Source organism: Actinomadura sp. NPDC000600 (assembly GCF_040492135.1).
Classification (GTDB): domain Bacteria; phylum Actinomycetota; class Actinomycetes; order Streptosporangiales; family Streptosporangiaceae; genus Spirillospora.
The window spans coordinates 47,276-62,553 of sequence record NZ_JBEUPD010000019.1; the positions used below are offsets into that span (position 1 = coordinate 47,276).

At 72.6% G+C, this 15,278-nt stretch carries 15 protein-coding genes; 9 read left to right on the plus strand and 6 right to left on the minus strand.

The window, feature by feature from the left end; translation table 11 throughout:
* Nucleotides 1–148 precede the first annotated feature (148 nt).
* From sigJ to ABWI07_RS25980, 3 genes are all read left to right on the plus strand, one after another.
* On the plus strand, nucleotides 149–1,090 hold the full coding sequence (gene sigJ, locus ABWI07_RS25970) for an RNA polymerase sigma factor SigJ (RefSeq protein ID WP_149262109.1): 942 nt from the start codon (nucleotides 149–151) through the stop codon (nucleotides 1,088–1,090).
* 86 nt (nucleotides 1,091–1,176) lie between these two features.
* On the plus strand, nucleotides 1,177–2,112 hold the full coding sequence (locus tag ABWI07_RS25975; RefSeq protein WP_149262110.1) for an NAD-dependent epimerase/dehydratase family protein: 936 nt from the start codon (nucleotides 1,177–1,179) through the stop codon (nucleotides 2,110–2,112).
* Between the two features lie 268 nt (nucleotides 2,113–2,380).
* Entirely contained in the window at nucleotides 2,381–2,932 is a 552-nt protein-coding gene (locus tag ABWI07_RS25980) for a hypothetical protein (RefSeq protein ID WP_353820085.1), read from the plus strand.
* 86 nt (nucleotides 2,933–3,018) lie between these two features.
* Here ABWI07_RS25980 and ABWI07_RS25985 read toward each other — a convergent pair whose 3' ends face one another.
* Entirely contained in the window at nucleotides 3,019–3,711 is a 693-nt protein-coding gene (locus ABWI07_RS25985) for a DoxX family protein (RefSeq protein WP_353820086.1), read from the minus strand.
* A 97-nt stretch (nucleotides 3,712–3,808) separates the two neighbouring features.
* The gene (locus tag ABWI07_RS25990; protein WP_353820087.1) at nucleotides 3,809–4,696 is read right to left on the minus strand and encodes a serine hydrolase; all 888 of its coding nucleotides are present in this window, start codon (nucleotides 4,694–4,696) and stop codon (nucleotides 3,809–3,811) included.
* 150 nt (nucleotides 4,697–4,846) lie between these two features.
* Between ABWI07_RS25990 and ABWI07_RS25995 the strand changes: the two genes are divergently transcribed.
* The 3 genes from ABWI07_RS25995 (at nucleotide 4,847) to ABWI07_RS26005 (ending at nucleotide 8,080) form a co-directional block, all read left to right on the plus strand.
* Entirely contained in the window at nucleotides 4,847–5,749 is a 903-nt protein-coding gene (locus tag ABWI07_RS25995; protein ID WP_353820088.1) for a LysR family transcriptional regulator, read from the plus strand.
* A gap of 118 nt (nucleotides 5,750–5,867) precedes the next feature.
* Nucleotides 5,868–7,031: an alpha/beta hydrolase gene (locus ABWI07_RS26000; RefSeq protein WP_353820089.1), complete on the plus strand. Its 1,164-nt coding sequence runs from the start codon at nucleotides 5,868–5,870 to the stop codon at nucleotides 7,029–7,031.
* An 80-nt stretch (nucleotides 7,032–7,111) separates the two neighbouring features.
* Nucleotides 7,112–8,080 (plus strand): hypothetical protein, encoded by a 969-nt coding sequence (locus ABWI07_RS26005; protein WP_353820090.1) that lies wholly within the window; start codon nucleotides 7,112–7,114, stop codon nucleotides 8,078–8,080.
* Nucleotides 8,081–8,086: 6 nt separating this feature from the next.
* Here ABWI07_RS26005 and ABWI07_RS26010 read toward each other — a convergent pair whose 3' ends face one another.
* The 3 genes from ABWI07_RS26010 to ABWI07_RS26020 form a co-directional block, all read right to left on the minus strand.
* Nucleotides 8,087–9,052, minus strand: a complete 966-nt coding sequence (locus tag ABWI07_RS26010; protein ID WP_353820091.1) for a pirin family protein — start codon at nucleotides 9,050–9,052, stop codon at nucleotides 8,087–8,089.
* A 183-nt stretch (nucleotides 9,053–9,235) separates the two neighbouring features.
* The gene (locus ABWI07_RS26015) at nucleotides 9,236–9,784 is read right to left on the minus strand and encodes a carboxymuconolactone decarboxylase family protein (protein WP_149262118.1); all 549 of its coding nucleotides are present in this window, start codon (nucleotides 9,782–9,784) and stop codon (nucleotides 9,236–9,238) included.
* A gap of 74 nt (nucleotides 9,785–9,858) precedes the next feature.
* Nucleotides 9,859–10,194, minus strand: a complete 336-nt coding sequence (locus ABWI07_RS26020; protein ID WP_235037123.1) for a winged helix-turn-helix transcriptional regulator — start codon at nucleotides 10,192–10,194, stop codon at nucleotides 9,859–9,861.
* Between the two features lie 103 nt (nucleotides 10,195–10,297).
* On the opposite strand from ABWI07_RS26020, the gene lplAB reads away from it, so the two are divergent.
* Nucleotides 10,298–11,347, plus strand: coding sequence for a lipoate-protein ligase LplAB (gene lplAB / locus ABWI07_RS26025; RefSeq protein ID WP_149262119.1), 1,050 nt, complete (start codon nucleotides 10,298–10,300; stop codon nucleotides 11,345–11,347).
* A gap of 105 nt (nucleotides 11,348–11,452) precedes the next feature.
* Here the strand turns inward: lplAB and ABWI07_RS26030 are convergent, their stop codons facing one another.
* Nucleotides 11,453–12,877, minus strand: a complete 1,425-nt coding sequence (locus ABWI07_RS26030; protein ID WP_149262120.1) for an MFS transporter — start codon at nucleotides 12,875–12,877, stop codon at nucleotides 11,453–11,455.
* Nucleotides 12,878–12,998: 121 nt separating this feature from the next.
* On the opposite strand from ABWI07_RS26030, the gene ABWI07_RS26035 reads away from it, so the two are divergent.
* On the plus strand, nucleotides 12,999–13,634 hold the full coding sequence (locus ABWI07_RS26035) for a TetR/AcrR family transcriptional regulator (protein ID WP_353820092.1): 636 nt from the start codon (nucleotides 12,999–13,001) through the stop codon (nucleotides 13,632–13,634).
* A 118-nt stretch (nucleotides 13,635–13,752) separates the two neighbouring features.
* Complete coding sequence (locus tag ABWI07_RS26040; protein ID WP_353820093.1) at nucleotides 13,753–15,246, plus strand: TerD family protein; 1,494 nt, start codon at nucleotides 13,753–13,755, stop codon at nucleotides 15,244–15,246.
* Nucleotides 15,247–15,278 lie beyond the last annotated feature (32 nt).

Sequence of the window (15,278 nt, forward strand, 5' to 3'; positions counted from 1 at the left end):
TTGAACTGATCGACTCCGGTTGAACCACCGGACGGCGAAGGGGAACCGGCCATGGTCGGTTCCCCTTCGCCGTGTCAGAGGTGACGGCCACGATCCGCGAGAAGGGCCGCGACCTGCTGAAGCCACTGCGGAAGACTATGATCAGGCCATGCCTTTGAGGGCGGATGACGTCGACCGGTTCGAGCTGGCGAGGCCCCGTCTGCAGGCCATCGCCTACCGTCTCCTCGGCTCCGCGGACGAGGCACAGGACGTCGTCCAGGAAACGTTCCTGCGCTGGCAGGCCGCGGACGTCGGCCGCGTCCAGGTTCCCGAGGCTTGGCTGACGAAGGTGCTCACCAACCTGTGCCTCAACCAGCTCGCCTCCGCGCGGGCACGCCGCGAGACCTACGTGGGCCGGTGGCTCCCCGAGCCGCTGTTCGCGGGGGACCCGATGCTCGGCCCGGCCGACACCGCCGAGCAGCGCGAATCGGTGTCGTACGCGGTCCTCACCCTCATGGAGCGCCTGGCTCCCAACGAACGGGCCGTCTACGTCCTGCGGGAGGCCTTCGACTACCCGCACCGGGAGATCGCCGAGATCCTCGACATCACCGAGGCCGCCAGCCAGCAGATCTTTCACCGCGCCAAGGAGCACGTCGCGTACGGCAAGGCCCGTCGCGAGGTCGACGAGGCCGCCGCCCGCCGGATCGTCGAGGAGTTCCTCGCCGCCGCCACCAGTGGCCGCACCGATGAGCTCGTACGCCTGCTCACCAAGGACGCCGTCTCCATCGGTGACGGCGGAGGGAAGGTCCCGGCACGCACCAAGGCGTTCAAGGGAGCCGTCGCGGTCGCGAAGTTCGTGGGGACACTCCTCAAGCCCAGCGAGGCGACGCGCGCCATCGTCGGTGGCTCGTCTGAGATATACGCCTGGGTCGCCAATGGCGAACCCGCCGTCGTGGCCGTCGTGGAAGGCCGGGTCGTCGGCATCATGTGCCTGGAGGTCACGGCCGAGGGGATCGCCGCCTGCCGTACACAGGCGAACCCCGACAAGCTCGCACGCGCGACCGAGCAGTGGGCGGCGGCCGACCATGGTGAGCCCCTCCTCGTGGTGTGACCCAAGTCACATTCGACTCTTGTCAGCAATCGGCGGGCCATCCGGTTCAAGTGGCGAACCCGAACCGGACAGCAAGGGAGCCGACGATGAGAGTGCTCGTGGCAGGAGCGACCGGAGCGATCGGCACGGAACTCGTGCCTCGTCTGGTCGAGGCGGGACACGAGGTGTTCGCCATGGTCCGCAGCGACTCCGGCAAGTCCAAGGCGGCGGAACTGGGCGCGGTGCCGGTCATCGCCGACGCGCTCGATCGCGTCCAGGTCGAGGCGGCCGTGCGCCAGGCGGCCCCGGAGGTGATCGTCCACCAGCTGACCGCCATCGGGGACATCGACACCCGCCATTTCGAACGCAGCTTCGCCGCCACCGGCCGGCTGCGGACCGAGGGCACCGACAACCTGCTCGCGGCCGCCCGCGCCGCCGGAGTACGACGGTTCGTCGCCCAGAGCAACGGCGCGTTCACCTACGACCGGACCGGCGGGCCGGTCAAGGTCGAGGAAGACCCCCTCGACCGCTCACCGATCCCCCAGATGGCCTCGATGATCGCCGCGATCGAGCACCTGGAGAAGGCCGTGCTGGGCGCCGCCTGGACCGAGGGGATCGTGCTGCGCTATGGCGGGTTCTACGGACCCGGCACCTCCATGGCACCGGGCTCCGAGCAGGTCGAGATGATCCGCAAGCGCAAGTTCCCGGTCGTCGGCGACGGCGGCGGGGTGTGGTCGTTCATCCACATCGCCGACGCCGCCGAGGCCACGGTCGCAGCGGTGGAGAAGGGCGGCCGCGGTGTCTACAACATCGTCGATGACGATCCCGCTCCGGTCGCCGAATGGCTGCCGGAACTGGCGGCGATGCTGGGCGCAAAGAAGCCGATGAAGGTACCGCGGTTCGTCGGACGGCTGGCCGCCGGACAGGCCGGCGTCGTGCTCATGACCGAACTGCGCGGCGCGTCCAACGCCAAGGCCAAGCGCGAACTGGGCTGGCACCCGGCACACCCCTCCTGGCGCCAAGGTTTCCGGGCTATGGCGTGACTTGCTGAGCGTCGTCCGCATGGACGAGCACGTCCTCGGCGAGGAAACCGTGCGGCGCATGGCCAGGACCGACCCCAGGTTCCACGGCGGCGAAGCCTGGATCGGTCGGCGAAGGGGAGACGGCTCAGCCCGTCTCCCCTTCGCCGCGTCCGGCCCGGGGCCCGTACCCAGGCCGCCCCCGGCCCTCGGTCGTGGAGCGGTGATTTCAGGGTCACTTCAGGGATCTTCCCGATGCCGCGGGCGGCGAGGGCGTCCGAGGCTGGACGTCATGACCACGTCAATGCCCCCAGACCCGATTCCCCCCGGCGTCATCCGCAAGTTCCGCGACGAGCTCGTTCAGGACGAGTTCGATCGCATCTCGCCGATGTTCCGGGTCATCACCGACCAGGCCGCCCTGAGGGCAAGGCTCCAGACGCCCGAGCTGGATGCCGTCGAGTGGTGGGAAGCCCCTAACGAGGCCGGCGGGACGTTCGTCTACCTGCGCCAGGTCCCGGCCGACGGCGGAGACGAGATGGGGAGCACCCAAGGGGACAGCGCCGAGGGACGGCCGCCCGGCGTGCCTCCCATGCTCATCGTGATCGAGGAGACGCTGCGGCGCGGCCGCTGGTTCGCGGCCGGACACGTGTTCAGGCCGGAAGCGGCGGCGGTTCGTCTCGACTTCGCGAACGGCCGAAGCCATGAGACCACCGTCCAACCCAACGGGTACTTCCTGGATCTCCTGCCCTGGCGCACGGAGACGCAGCCGTCGCTGTTCGAGGCCGTGGCCTTCGACCGTGAGGGCAGACCCGTCGAGCGCGACCGGGGTGCGCTCGACGGGTGATCGGTGCCGGGAGCGGCCGGCCGCCTCGAGGTCCGGAGCCGGGGGATCGTGCGCTCGTGAGCGGTTCCCTGGTTCGCGGCCCGCCGTCAGGCCGGCGGGTCGGTGTCGCCGGTGGGGGGCTTGGCCGGCTGGGTGGTCGAGGTGCGGCGGCGCTGGGAGGGCTTGCGGCGGCCGGCCACCAGCACGTCGTCGCTCGTGTCGGCGGGCTTGTCCGGGGCGCCGGACGACTCGGGGGCGGGGGCCGCGGGCGGCTTGGGGGAGCGGCGGGGCTTCTTCGCGGGCTTCAGTTCGGCCTGGCGGAGCGACTCCACGAAGCTCGCCGCGTCGTCCTCGTCCTCCTTCTCGGCGGGACGGCGGAGGCGCTTCGCGATGACCCACTGGTCGACGGTCAGGCGCCCGCCGCCCCCCGCGGCGAACAGCAGGCCGGCCAAGCCGAGCGCGACGACCAGCTCGTAGCCGTTCTGGACGCTTTTGCCGTCCACCATGAACAGGCCCTTGTCGGCGTGGACGAAGATGAACGCGCCCGCCATGTCGAGGAAGAGGAGCACGCCGGTGACCGGGAGGCCGAGCCCGGCGATCAGCGCCGCCCCGCCCAGGAGTTCGACGAAGGCGGAGTAGACGGCGGCGGCCGTCGGGAGCGGCACGCCGAGGGCGTCGAACGAGCGGCTCGTAGCGGTGACGCCCGCCTCGATCTTCTGCCAGCCGTGCGCCATGAAGACGATGCCCACGCCGAGCCGCGCCAGGAGGGCGACGACGTCGTACAGCGGCCGAGTGCGCATGCCGGCGACTCCTTCAGCGCGGGGGACGGGCCCTGTTCGACGGAGAGTATGACGGCCCTGGCGCGGATCCCGCGAACATCGCAGGTGAACGGGCCGCTCAGGTTTCGATGGAGGCGCGGGCGAGGGCCGTTGCGACGGTTTTGCAGGCGTGCTCGACGTCCTCGATGCCGCCGCGCAGGGTCGCGCCGCGCTCGGAGAGGGCGGCGAGGAGGAAGGTGTGGTCTCCGACCTCGACGATGCCAATGCTGTTGACCGTCCAGGCGCCGCCGTGCTTCTCGCGGGGCAGCCATCCGTTCTTCAGTTCGGCGCCGGTTCCGGCCGCGCTGACGCCCCACGCCTGTTCCGGCGTCACGTCCCCCATGAGCCGGCGGACGTAGCGGCGGCCTGCGGAACCGAGCGGGCTGTCCGCGGACGTCAGGGCGCTCAGCAGGCGGATCTGGTCGGCGGCGCTCGTCGTCGTCGAACCCCAGGAGCCACCCGCGCCCGGTTCTGTGTCGCGCAGGCCCAGCTTCCTGTTGGCGGAAGCCAGGCCGTGCGCGCCGCCGATGGCGCGCCACAGCGCGCTGGCGGCGTCGTTGTCGCTGACCGTGATCGCACGTTCGGCCAGGGCTTTCTCGGCGGACGTGAGGGAGCGCTCCTCGCGCTGCGCCTGGAGGAGCAGCGCCATGACGAGGTCGACTTTGACGATGCTGGCCGTCGCCGTCCGCAGGCTCCCGCCGTAGGAGTACGCGAGGCCGGTGGACAGGTCGCGCACCGATATCGCCAGGTCGTCGGCCCTGTCGTCCAGCCGGCGGCGGAGCGCGCGGGTGAGTTCCTCGCGCTCGGACCGGGTGAAGGCGGGCGTCGTCGGGGGCCGCCTGGGAGTCGGGGGCGTCGCGGTCACCGTTGGGACGGTAGGGGGTTCGTAGACGTACGCCGTGGAGCCGGCCATGAGTATCGCGGCGGCGGCGAGCGTCGCGCCGACGAGGAGCACCGCCCGTCTCATCGACGCCGTCCTGCGTCGGAATCCATGATCGGGAGTGTCGTGAGCCCGCCGTTACCCCTCTGTTAACCCCGTTCGTGCGGTGCGGGCTCGCCTTTGTATGCGAGTAAGACGTGCAGCTAATGACCGAGAGCAGAGTGAGAAGATGCTCGCATGATGGCTTCTCGGCAGCTGGAGTACTTCAGGGCGGTGGCGCGCGAGCTGCACTTCACGCGTGCGGCGGAGGCGCTGCGGATCGCGCAGCCCGCGCTGTCCCAGCAGATCCGCAAGCTGGAGCGGCAGCTCGGCGTCACCCTGTTCGAGCGCGACAACCACCGGGTGGAGCTGACTCCGGCCGGGGCGGCGCTGCTGGAGCACGCCGAGCGGATCCTGGCCGACATCGCGGCGGTCGAGGACGAGATGCGCGGCTGGGCGGAGGGGACGCGGGGCCGGATCCGCCTCGGCGGAGCGCGCGGCCTGACGGCCCGGCTGGCGCGCCTGCTGGTGGAGTTCGCCGAGGAGTTCCCGGCGGTCGACGTGGAACTGCGGGAGATGAACACCGAGGAGATGGTCGCGGGCCTCGCCGGCGGGCATCTCGACGCGGCGACCCTCGTCCGGCTGCCGCAGGAGGAAGGGCGGCGGCTCGACTCCCTGCCGCTCGGTGAGGAGCCGCTCGTCCTCATCACCTCGGTCTCCGCGCCGCTCGCGAGCCGGTACCGGGTGCCCGTCGCCGCTCTCGACGGTGCCGACCTGGTCTGCTATGCGCCGGGCTCGGCGATCCGCGAGATCATCCTGTCGGCCCTGGCGGCCGCCGGCGCGACGGCGCGCATCCGGTACGAGACACGGGAGTACAGCACGGCCCGCGCCATGGCGAGCGTGGGCCTGGCCGCGGCCGTCGTCCCCCGGTCCGTGGCCGAGGAGCCGGGCCGGCCGGTGGGCGTCGTCCGCCTGGACCCCGAACCGGCGGCCTGGGCCCCGTCCCTCGCCTGGCCCGCCGGGCGCCGCCCGAGCCCCGCGCTGGCCGCGTTCATCGATTTCGTCGCGCGCCGTCCGGACCTCGCCTCGGTCGGACCGTGACCGATCGAAGCCGGTGATAGGGCTGGGATATGACGATCAGCTCTATCAAGTCTTGGACGTCTTACGGATGGCGCGGCGAGGATGGGGGCGTTCCACAGAACGACTTTTGGAGGACGACATGGACCGTGGTGAGCGGGGGCGGCGCGAGTACGAGGGCTTGATGGGGCGCCGACCCGAGGAGGCGCTCGGTGAGGTGCTCCGGACCTCCCCGCAGATGTTCGAAGCGGTCGTGGACGGCGCGTTCGGCGGTGCGCTGGCCCGCCCCGAACTGAGCCGCCGGATGCGGGAGCTGGCCTCCGTCGCCATCATCGCGTCCGCGGGAGGGGCGGAGCGGCGACTCGCGAGCCACGTGCGGGGAGCGCTGCGGCAGGGCGTCGAGCCGTCCGAGCTGCTCGCGCTCTGCGAGCACATCTCGGTCTACGCCGGCTTTCCGCGCGCACTGGACGCGCTCGCCGTCGTCAACGAGGTCTTGGAGGAGCAGGGCGTGCCGAAGCCGCCGCGGATGCACCGCGTCGCGCTGGCGGGCCACGAGACCGTCGTCGCGCAGAAGGGCGACCACGGGCCGACTGTGATCCTTTCGCACTCGCTGGGCGTGGACTGGCGCATGTGGGAGCCCGTCATGGAGCGGCTCGCGCACGGCCGGCGGGTGCTCGCCTACGACTTCCGCGGACACGGCCTGGCCGCCGGGACGCCCCGCCCGTTCGGCATGGACGACCTCGCCGATGACCTGCTCGGCGTCCTCGACGCGTTCGACGTGGAGCGGGCGCACGTCGTCGGCCTGTCGATGGGCGGTGGGATCGCCCAGACCGCCGCCGTCCGCGCACCCGACCGTGTCGCCTCGCTTGCCCTGCTCGCCACCACCGACCACGCCTTCGACGCCTTCGAGGACCGCGCCCGCTCCGGTGAGACCGACGGCATGGAGGCGCAGATCGTCCCCACCCTGACGCGCTGGTTCACGCCCGCCGCGCTTGCCACCGACATCTGGGGCGTCCGGTACGCGCGGGAGCACATCCGGCGCTTCGACTCCGCCGACTGGGCCGCGTCCTGGCGGGCCTTCAAGGGCGTGGACGTGCAGGGCCGCATCACCGGGAAGGACTTCCCGACCCTGGTTCTCGCGGGCGAACTGGACGCCTCGACGACCCCGGAGATCATGTCCGGCATCGCCGAGCGCATCCCGGGCTCGACCTACCAGGAGCTTCCCGGCACTCCGCACATGCAGACCCTCGAACGTCCCGACCTGGTCGCGGCGGCGCTCGACGAGTTCCTCCCGGCCGACCGCTAGGGCCTTCTCCGCCGAGCGGGGGAGGCGGACGGCCCGCACGGGGGAGCCGGTGCCGGGTCGGCGGACGGCAGGCTCCGATCATGACGGGATCGCCTGATGCGTCCGGAGCGATCGGGACGAGGTGGGACACGGCCCGACGGGTCGGCGGGTACGGCGCAGCCGCGTCGCTGTCGCTGTACCTGGTGGTCAAGGTCGTGTGGATAGCGGCGGCGGCGCTGGGCCACGTGCCGGCGGATTTCGGCGGCGCGGACTGGATCGTGCTCAACGCGGTGACGGTCGGCATGTCCGCGACCGGGATCGTGCTGGGGCTCGTCTTGGCCCGGGGCGGGAAGTGGCGGATCCCGGCCGCGCCGCTGGTCTTCTTCACGTGGGTGAGCAGCGGTTTCCTGATCCCGCTCCTGCCCTACACGCTGGTCGGCTCCGTCCTCGGCGCCGGTAAGGAGGACACCGGCGGGGACGGCGGCGACGTGGCACCGTCCTGGGAGATGGCTCTCATCGGCATCGGATTCACCGGCATGGCCATCGGCCTCGCCATCGCCCTTCCCATCTACATGAGGGAAAGGTGGCCGGCCGCCTTCCTGGGACGCCTCGCCGACCGGAGGAGGACCGCCGTTCGCCGTGCACGCGCCGCCGCCCTCCTCAGCGCTGCGCCGACCGCCGTGTGGGCCGTGTGGGCCGCGGGTGGAGGACTCGGCCTCGACCCCGCACACCACGACCTCCTCGACCTGAACACCCGGCTCCTGCTGGGCGATTCGGCGCTCTGGACCGTGCTCGGCGCCTGGAGCGTCCTGGCCGTCGCCTCCGCGCGCTCGGACCTGCCCGCCTGGCTTCCGACCGCCCTGGGGTTCACCGCGTCGGGCTCCCTCTTCGCGTGGGGCGGCTGGAAGCTCGCGGTGGCGCTCCTTCGTCCGGGCGGCTACGCGACCGCCGAGTACCCGGCGGTCGCGATCGTCCTCAACGCCCTCGCCGTCGCGGGCGGCGTCCTGATGCTGAGCACGCTCCTGGACTCCCTGCGCGCCGCCGGCACCCCGGCCGCCGGGCGGGGGTGAGCCCGCTCAGCGCGTCCGGCCTCGGGGCTTGAGGGGCGTCGCGGGCATGGCGGGCGCCGGGATGGGCGCGCCGTCGTAGCCGCGCACGGTGCCGAAGCGGTCGCCGCCCATCCAGTCCTCGCGGGCGCGGGCGATCTCCTCTCCCGTCCGGGCGACGAAGTTCCACCACATGACGAGCTTCTCCTCGAACGGCTCGCCGCCGAGCAGCACGAGACCGCTCGCGCCGTCGGCCCTCAGCGGCAGTTCGCGGCGGCCGGATCCCAGGTACAGCATCGATCCGGGCTCCACGCGCATCCCGTCGACCTCCGTGACGCCGGACATCGTGAGCGCGGCGTACTCGAAGTCCGGTTCGACCGGCAGGCCCACGTCGGCGCCGTCCGCCAGGGCGATGTCCGCCCCGACGATGGGCGTGAAGACCGTGCCGGGCGACGCGGCGCCGTCCAGTTCCCCGAGGATCACGGTGGCGCTGAACCCCGGACCGTCCACGACGGGCAGGTCGGCGTGGTGCTCGAATGCCGGGTCCGTGTACCTGTCCGAATCGGGCAGCGCCACCCAGAGCTGGGCGCCGTGCAGGACGGGGCCGTGCCCGCGCGGCGACTCCTCCGAATGCGCGATGGCCCGTCCGGACGTCATCAGCCCGAGCTCCTTCGGCCGGACGGTCTGCAGGCTGCCGAGGCTGTCGCGGTGCAGCACCTCACCGCCGTGCAGCCAGCTCACCGTCTGCAGCCCGATGTGGGGGTGGGGCGGCACCTGCATGCCGGGTTCGTCGGTGATGTCGTCCGGTCCGTAGTGGTCGACGAAGCACCAGGCGCCGACCATCCGCCGCCCCAGGCTGGGCAGCAGCCGCCGGACGACCGTGCTCTCGCCGAGCGGCACCCGCCGCGGCGGCAGCAGCTCGTGGACCGGGCCTCCCGGAACCTCCTCCCGGCCCCCGCACTCGACCGGCTTCGGCTTGACGTCGAGATTGCTCACCCGGACCCCCTCCTGAGACGCTGTCCCCCCACGATGCCATCCACACCCCGACCCGCGCCCCGCGCCCACACCCCCAACCCGCGCTCCGTGCTTCCGGCCCGCGCTCCGTGCCCCCAACCCGCGTCCCCGGCCCGCGCCCTCGCCCGGCTCACCGGGTGGTTGCCGGGCCGCTCGTTGAGGTCCTCAGGTGGGGAAGTGGGGGGCCCAGGGCTCGTTGTCGAGTTCCAGGGTGTTGATGAGTTGGCTGATGGTGCGGTACCAGCCGGCTAGCGCCAGGAGTTCGAGTAGTTGGGGCTCGTCGTAGTGGTCGGCGAGGGCGTCCCATGTCGGGCGCGTTATGCGGGCCGAGTCGTGGAGTTCGTCGACCGCGCTGATCAGGAGGCGCTCCTTCGGCGACCAGGGGGCGGGGTCGCCGGACACGGTCGCCCCGATCTGCTCCGGGTCGAGCCCGGCGGCCTCGGCGAACGCCGCGGTGTGGACGCCCCACTCGTATTCGCAGCCGGCGCGTGCGCAGGTGCGGTCGATGACGATCTCGCGGTCCCGGAGGGGCAGGCGGCCGTGGCCGAGCAGGCCGGCGCCGAGCACGCGCATGCGCGACGCCAGTTCGGGGTTCCGGTGCAGGGTGCGGAACAGGACCAGCGGCTCGTGCGCGACGTCCGGCGGCATCCACTTGGCGAGGGCGGCGGCGATGTCGGGGGTGTACGGGGGGTCGAGCGGTGCGATGCGCGGCATGGCGGCCTCCGATGTGCTTCGAATTCAGAAGCAGTCTGGCGCTTCTGAAACAGAAGCACAAGGGGTGGCACCCGTCACGCGGGGGGTTCCTCCAGGGCGGCGGCCCACCGGTCGGACCATCGCGACAGGGGGCCGAGCGCCTCGCGGGCGTCGCGGCCCAGTCCGGTCAGGGCGTACAGGTTCTCGGGCGTCTGGTGGACGAGGCCCGCGTCGATCAGTTCGAGGAGCCGCTGCCGCAGGACGCTGGACGACATGGCGTCGCAGCGCTGCTGGAGGGGACGGAATCCGAGGGGCGCGTCCTGGAGCTCCCAGATGATGCGCAGCGTCCAGCGGCGGCCGAACAGGTCGAGGGCCGCCATGAGCGGGCGGCCGCCGGTCGAGCCGCGCACCGGCGTTCCCGGTCTCGGCATGCCCCCTCCAGCGGTCGGTTCCCGGAACCCTAGCCGGAGCCGCCGCACCCCAGCCCGCACGCGGTGGAATCGCGGGCGCGGCCGCGGGGTTCAGTCCTACGTGATGCACGGTGAGTACAAGGTCCCCGGCGGGAAGCTGGTCGTCGCCGACGTCGAGGTCGTGGACGGGCTGCTGCGCGGCCCGCGGATCAGCGGCGACTTCTTCCTGGAGCCGGACGGCGCCCTCGAAACGATCAATGCGGCCCTGGACGGGCTGCCGGCCGGGCTCGACGCCCGGGCGCTCGGCGCCCGCGTCCAGGCGGCCCTCCCGCGCGACACGGTGATGCTCGGCATCACCGCCGAGGCCGTGGGGATCGCGGTGCGGCGGGCCGTCACGCGCGCGTCCGACTGGCGCGAGCACGACTGGCGGCTGATCCACGAGCCGCCGCAGGAGCCGGCCCTGCACATGGCCCTCGACCAGGTCATCGCCGAGGAGGTCGGCGCGGGACGGCGCCCGCCCACGCTGCGGGTGTGGGAGTGGGCGTCGCCGGCGGTGGTCATCGGCAGCTTCCAGTCGCTGCGCAACGAGGTCGACGCCGAGGAGGCCGCGCGCCACGGCGTGGAGGTGGTCCGCCGGATCAGCGGCGGCGGCGCGATGTTCATCGAGCCCGGCAACACCATCACCTACTCGCTCTACGCGCCGGAGAGCCTGGTGGCGGGGATGTCCTTCGCCGAGAGCTACGCGTTCCTCGACGACTGGGTGCTGGGCGCGCTCGGCGAGCTCGGGATCAGGGCCTGGTACCAGCCGCTGAACGACATCACCTCCGACCACGGCAAGATCGCCGGCGCCGCCCAGAAGCGGCTCGCCGCGGGCGCGGTGCTGCACCACGTGACCATGGCCTACGACATCGACGCGGACAAGATGCTGAAGGTGCTCCGCATCGGCCGGGAGAAGATCTCCGACAAGGGCATCGCGAGTGCGAACAAGCGCGTGGACCCGCTCCGCCGCCAGACGGGCCTGCCTCGCGAAGAGATCATCGACCGCATGATCGCCCACTTCCGCGGCCGCTACGGCCTCTCCGACGACCGGGTGACGGACGACGAGCTGCGCCTCGCCCAGAAGTACGTGACCGACAAGTTCTCCACCTCCGCCTGGACCGCCCGAGTCCCCTGATTCGCTTGTGACCCTCTCGGTCTCATTCCACAAGCCGGGTCTCCTGGGGGTGAGGCTGTGGGTTGTCCCCGTGGGCCGTAGTGGTCGGCCTGAGCAGCCGGGTCCTCAGGCGGTCCGGGTGTGGGAGCAGGCGGCGGCCGGTTCTGGGACGGCGCGGTGTTCGCGCCGTTCGGTTCGCTCGGGACGGGCGATGAGGCGCCAGGCGGCCAGTGCGGCGGCGAGGTAGGCGGCGCCGATCAGCGCGAACGAGACGGTGGCGCCGGTCGTCCAGTCGGTGGACGCGCCGAGGACGGCGCCGATGGCCGCGATGCCGATGAGCGTGCCTATCTGGCGGCCCGTGTTGAGGACGGAGCCGGCCACGCCGCCGTTGCCGGGGCCCGCGGCGTCGACCATGACGGCCGTCATGGCGGGGGAGGTGACGCCGCCCGCGATGCCGGCCGCGGCCAGGGCGGCCGCGGTCGTCCAGTAGGGGGTGGACGGGCCGATCGTGGCCAGGGCGAGAGAGGACGCGGCGGCGAGCAGGAGGGAACCGATCAGCAGCAGGCCGGTCGGGACCCGCGCGGACAGGTGCGCGAAGGCCAGGTTGCTGAGCGGGATGAAGACGGTCAGCGGGAGGACCATCAGGCCCGCCTTGACCGGACCGGCGCCGCCGCCGTGCTGGAAGTACAGGCCGACCAGGAACAGCGTCCCGAAGAAGGCGGCGTTGAACAGGAAGCCCACGGTGTTCGCGCCGGCGAAGCGCGGGCCGCGGAACAGCCGCCACGGCATCACGGTGCTCCGGGCGCGGCGCTCCCGCAGAGGCAGGAGGGCGGCGGTGCCCAGCGCCACGGCGATCGCGGCGAGGACCGGGGGAGAGGTCCAGCCGCGGTGCGGGCCCTCGATCAGCGCGAAGCTGAGCGCGCCGAGGCCCGCGACCAGTGCGGCGTGCCCGGGGACGGCGAGCGGGACGGGGCGGCCGGGGACGGGGGCGATGAAGCGGCGGGCCAGGGCCATGCCCGCGAGCGCGAGCGGCACGTTGATCAGGAAGATGGCGCGCCAGCCGAGCGTGCCGACCACGACGCCGCCGGCGGTGGGCCCCAGGGCGACGGAGGACGAGACGATCGCCGACCACAGGCCGAGCACGCGGGCCCGGCGCCGCGGATCGGGGAAGGCCTCGACCAGCAGTGCCAGCGAGCTCGGCATGAACAGCGCGGCGCCGGCGCCCTGGACGAGCCGGGCCGCGATGAGGACCTCGATCGTCGGGGCGAGCGCGGCGCCCAGCGAGGCGGTCAGGAACACCGCCATGCCCCACAGGTAGACCCGCCGGGCGCCGAGCCGCCCGGCGAGCCCGCCGGCCAGCATCAGCAGGGCCGCGAACGTGAGCACATAGCCGTCGACGGCCCAGGTGAGGCGGCTCAGCGGGGCGTGCAGGCGGTCCTGGACGGTCGCCCCGGCGATCTGCATGACCGTGGCGTCCACACTCGCCAGCACGAAGCCCGCGGCGAGCGCGGTGATCTTCATGGCGGGGGAGCCTCCGGGTCCGGATGCCATGATCAGTCCCTTCGTCGAAAGCGGACCAGTCGCGTCCGCTTCGGCGAAGCTAGCGCAAGCGGACGCGAGCTGTCCACTTAAATCGGACGGAAGGCGTCCGGTTGTGGTTAGAATCCGGTTCATGAGCGGTACCAGGAGCGCCGTGGACCGCCTGCTGGACGACGGCACGGGCCGCCGCCCGCGGGCCGACGCCCGGCGCAACGTGGAACGTCTCGTCGCGGCGGCGCGCGAGGCGGCCGTCGAGAGCGGCGGCGAGGTCACGGCCCACGAGATCGCGCGCCGCGCGGGAGTGGGCGTGGGGACGTTCTACCGGCGCGTCAGCACGCTGGAGGCGCTGCTCGAGGCGGTCCTCGCGGAGGTGCTCGGCGAGATCGTCGCCAAGGGCGACGAGGGGCTCGCCGATACCGACCCCTGGCAGGGCTTCTGCGACTTCGCGGCCTCCTACACCCGGCTGCGCAACGAACTCTGCGACATCAACCACACGCTGGGCGGCGGCATCGACCACGCGCGCGCGGAACTGCGCGAGCGCATCCGGCTTCTCGTGGAGCGGGCCCAGGGCGCCGGCGCCATGCGCGCGGACGTCACCTGGCAGGACGTCGCGTTCCTGCTGGTCTCGGTCTCCACCGGCGACCAGACGGTGGGCCTGCGGGCAGGCGACCAGCAGTGGGACCGCAATCTGCGGATCGTCCTGGACGGCCTGCGCACGCCCGAGCCCGCTCCGCTTCCCGGCGCGCCGCCCACCGACTCGTCCGGGTGAGGCCGCGCCGCCGGGGAGCGGAACTCCCCGGTGCCGCCGTGCGTCCTCCTCTCATGGCAGTCGCGGGGCCGGGCGACTGCCTCTAGGTTGGTGGCAACGGTCGATGACGAGGAGCGTTATGTCGATGCAGAAGGGCGCCAACACGGCGGTTCCGGTTCCCTCGGTGCGGGTCGAACTCGGGTGGCAGAGCGGGCCCGGCGTGCCTGACGCGGACGCCTCGGCGCTCCTGGTCGCGGAGACGGGCCGTGTGCGGTCGGATGACGACTTCGTCTTCTACAACCAGCCGGTGCACGGGTCGGGCGCGGTCCGGCACGAGGGCAAGCGGCAGGGGCCGACCGTCCTCGACGTCCTGGCGGTCGACCTGAACCGGGTCGAGCCCGCCATCGACAAGATCGTCATTGCCGCGTCCTCGGACGGCGGGACGTTCTCCCAGTTCCAGGGTTTGTACGTGCGGGTGGTGGACGCCGCCGCCGGGACGGAGGTCGCCCGGTTCGAGAGCCAGGGCGCCACCACCGAGACGGCGTTCGTCCTCGGCGAGCTCTACCGCAGGCAGGGCGCGTGGAAGTTCCGTGCGATCGGCCAGGGCTACGACTCCGGGCTCGCCGGGCTGGCCACCGACTTCGGCATCAGCGTCGACGACCCGGGCCAGGCGGCGCCGCCCGCGCCCCCGCAGCCGCAGGCCCCGCCCCCGCCGGCGCAGCCCGCGCCGCAGGAGCAGTACGCGCCCCCCGGCGGGCAGTATGTTCCGCCGCCTCCCGGCCAGTACACGCCGCCGCCCCCTCCGCCCGGCCAGCAGTACGCCCCGCAGCCCGGCCAGTACCCGCCTCCGCCCGGGCAGTACGCGCCTCCGCCGCCGATTCCAGGGCAGTACTCGCCGCAGCCGGGGAACCAGTACGCCCCGCCTCCCGGCCAGTACGCGCCCCCGCCCGGGCAGTACGCGCCGCCGCCTCCGCAGGGGGCGGCCCCACAGCCCCAGGCGGGCGGAACGGTCTCCCTGACGAAGAACGCGCCGTCGGTGTCGCTCACCAAGCACGGCGCGCGGGGCGGCCACATGCGGGTCAACCTCAACTGGACCGCGCGTGAGGGCGCCGCCAAGGGGCGCCTCGGCAAGCGCCGACGCGGCGTCGACCTCGACCTCGACCTGTGCTGCCTGTGGGAGCTGAAGGACGGGCGGAAGGGCATCATCCACGCCCTCGGCGACATGGGCGCCCTCGACCGCCCGCCCTACATCCAGCTCGACAAGGACGACCGCACCGGCGCGATCGAGTCGGGGGAGAACCTCCACATCAACCTCGACCACACGGCCGAGTTCAAGCGGATCCTGGTGTTCGCCGAGATCTACGACGGCGCCGACGACTTCCGCGGCCTGAACGCCGTCGCCACGCTGTTCCCGGTGGGCGCGCCGCCGATCGACATGCGGATGGACGACTGCATGGACGCCTCCCGCGACGCGGTCCTGGCGCTCATCGAGAACGTGAACGGGGAACTGGTCGTCCGCCGCGAGGGCCGGTTCGTCCTTCCGCCGCCCGGCCGTCCGCGCTGGGGCAAGATGACGGTCGACCAGGCGTACGGCTGGAACCTGGAGTGGGTCGCCTCGCGCGGCAAGGACTGAGCGCCCCGCGGCGCGGGGAGTGCCGGAACGGG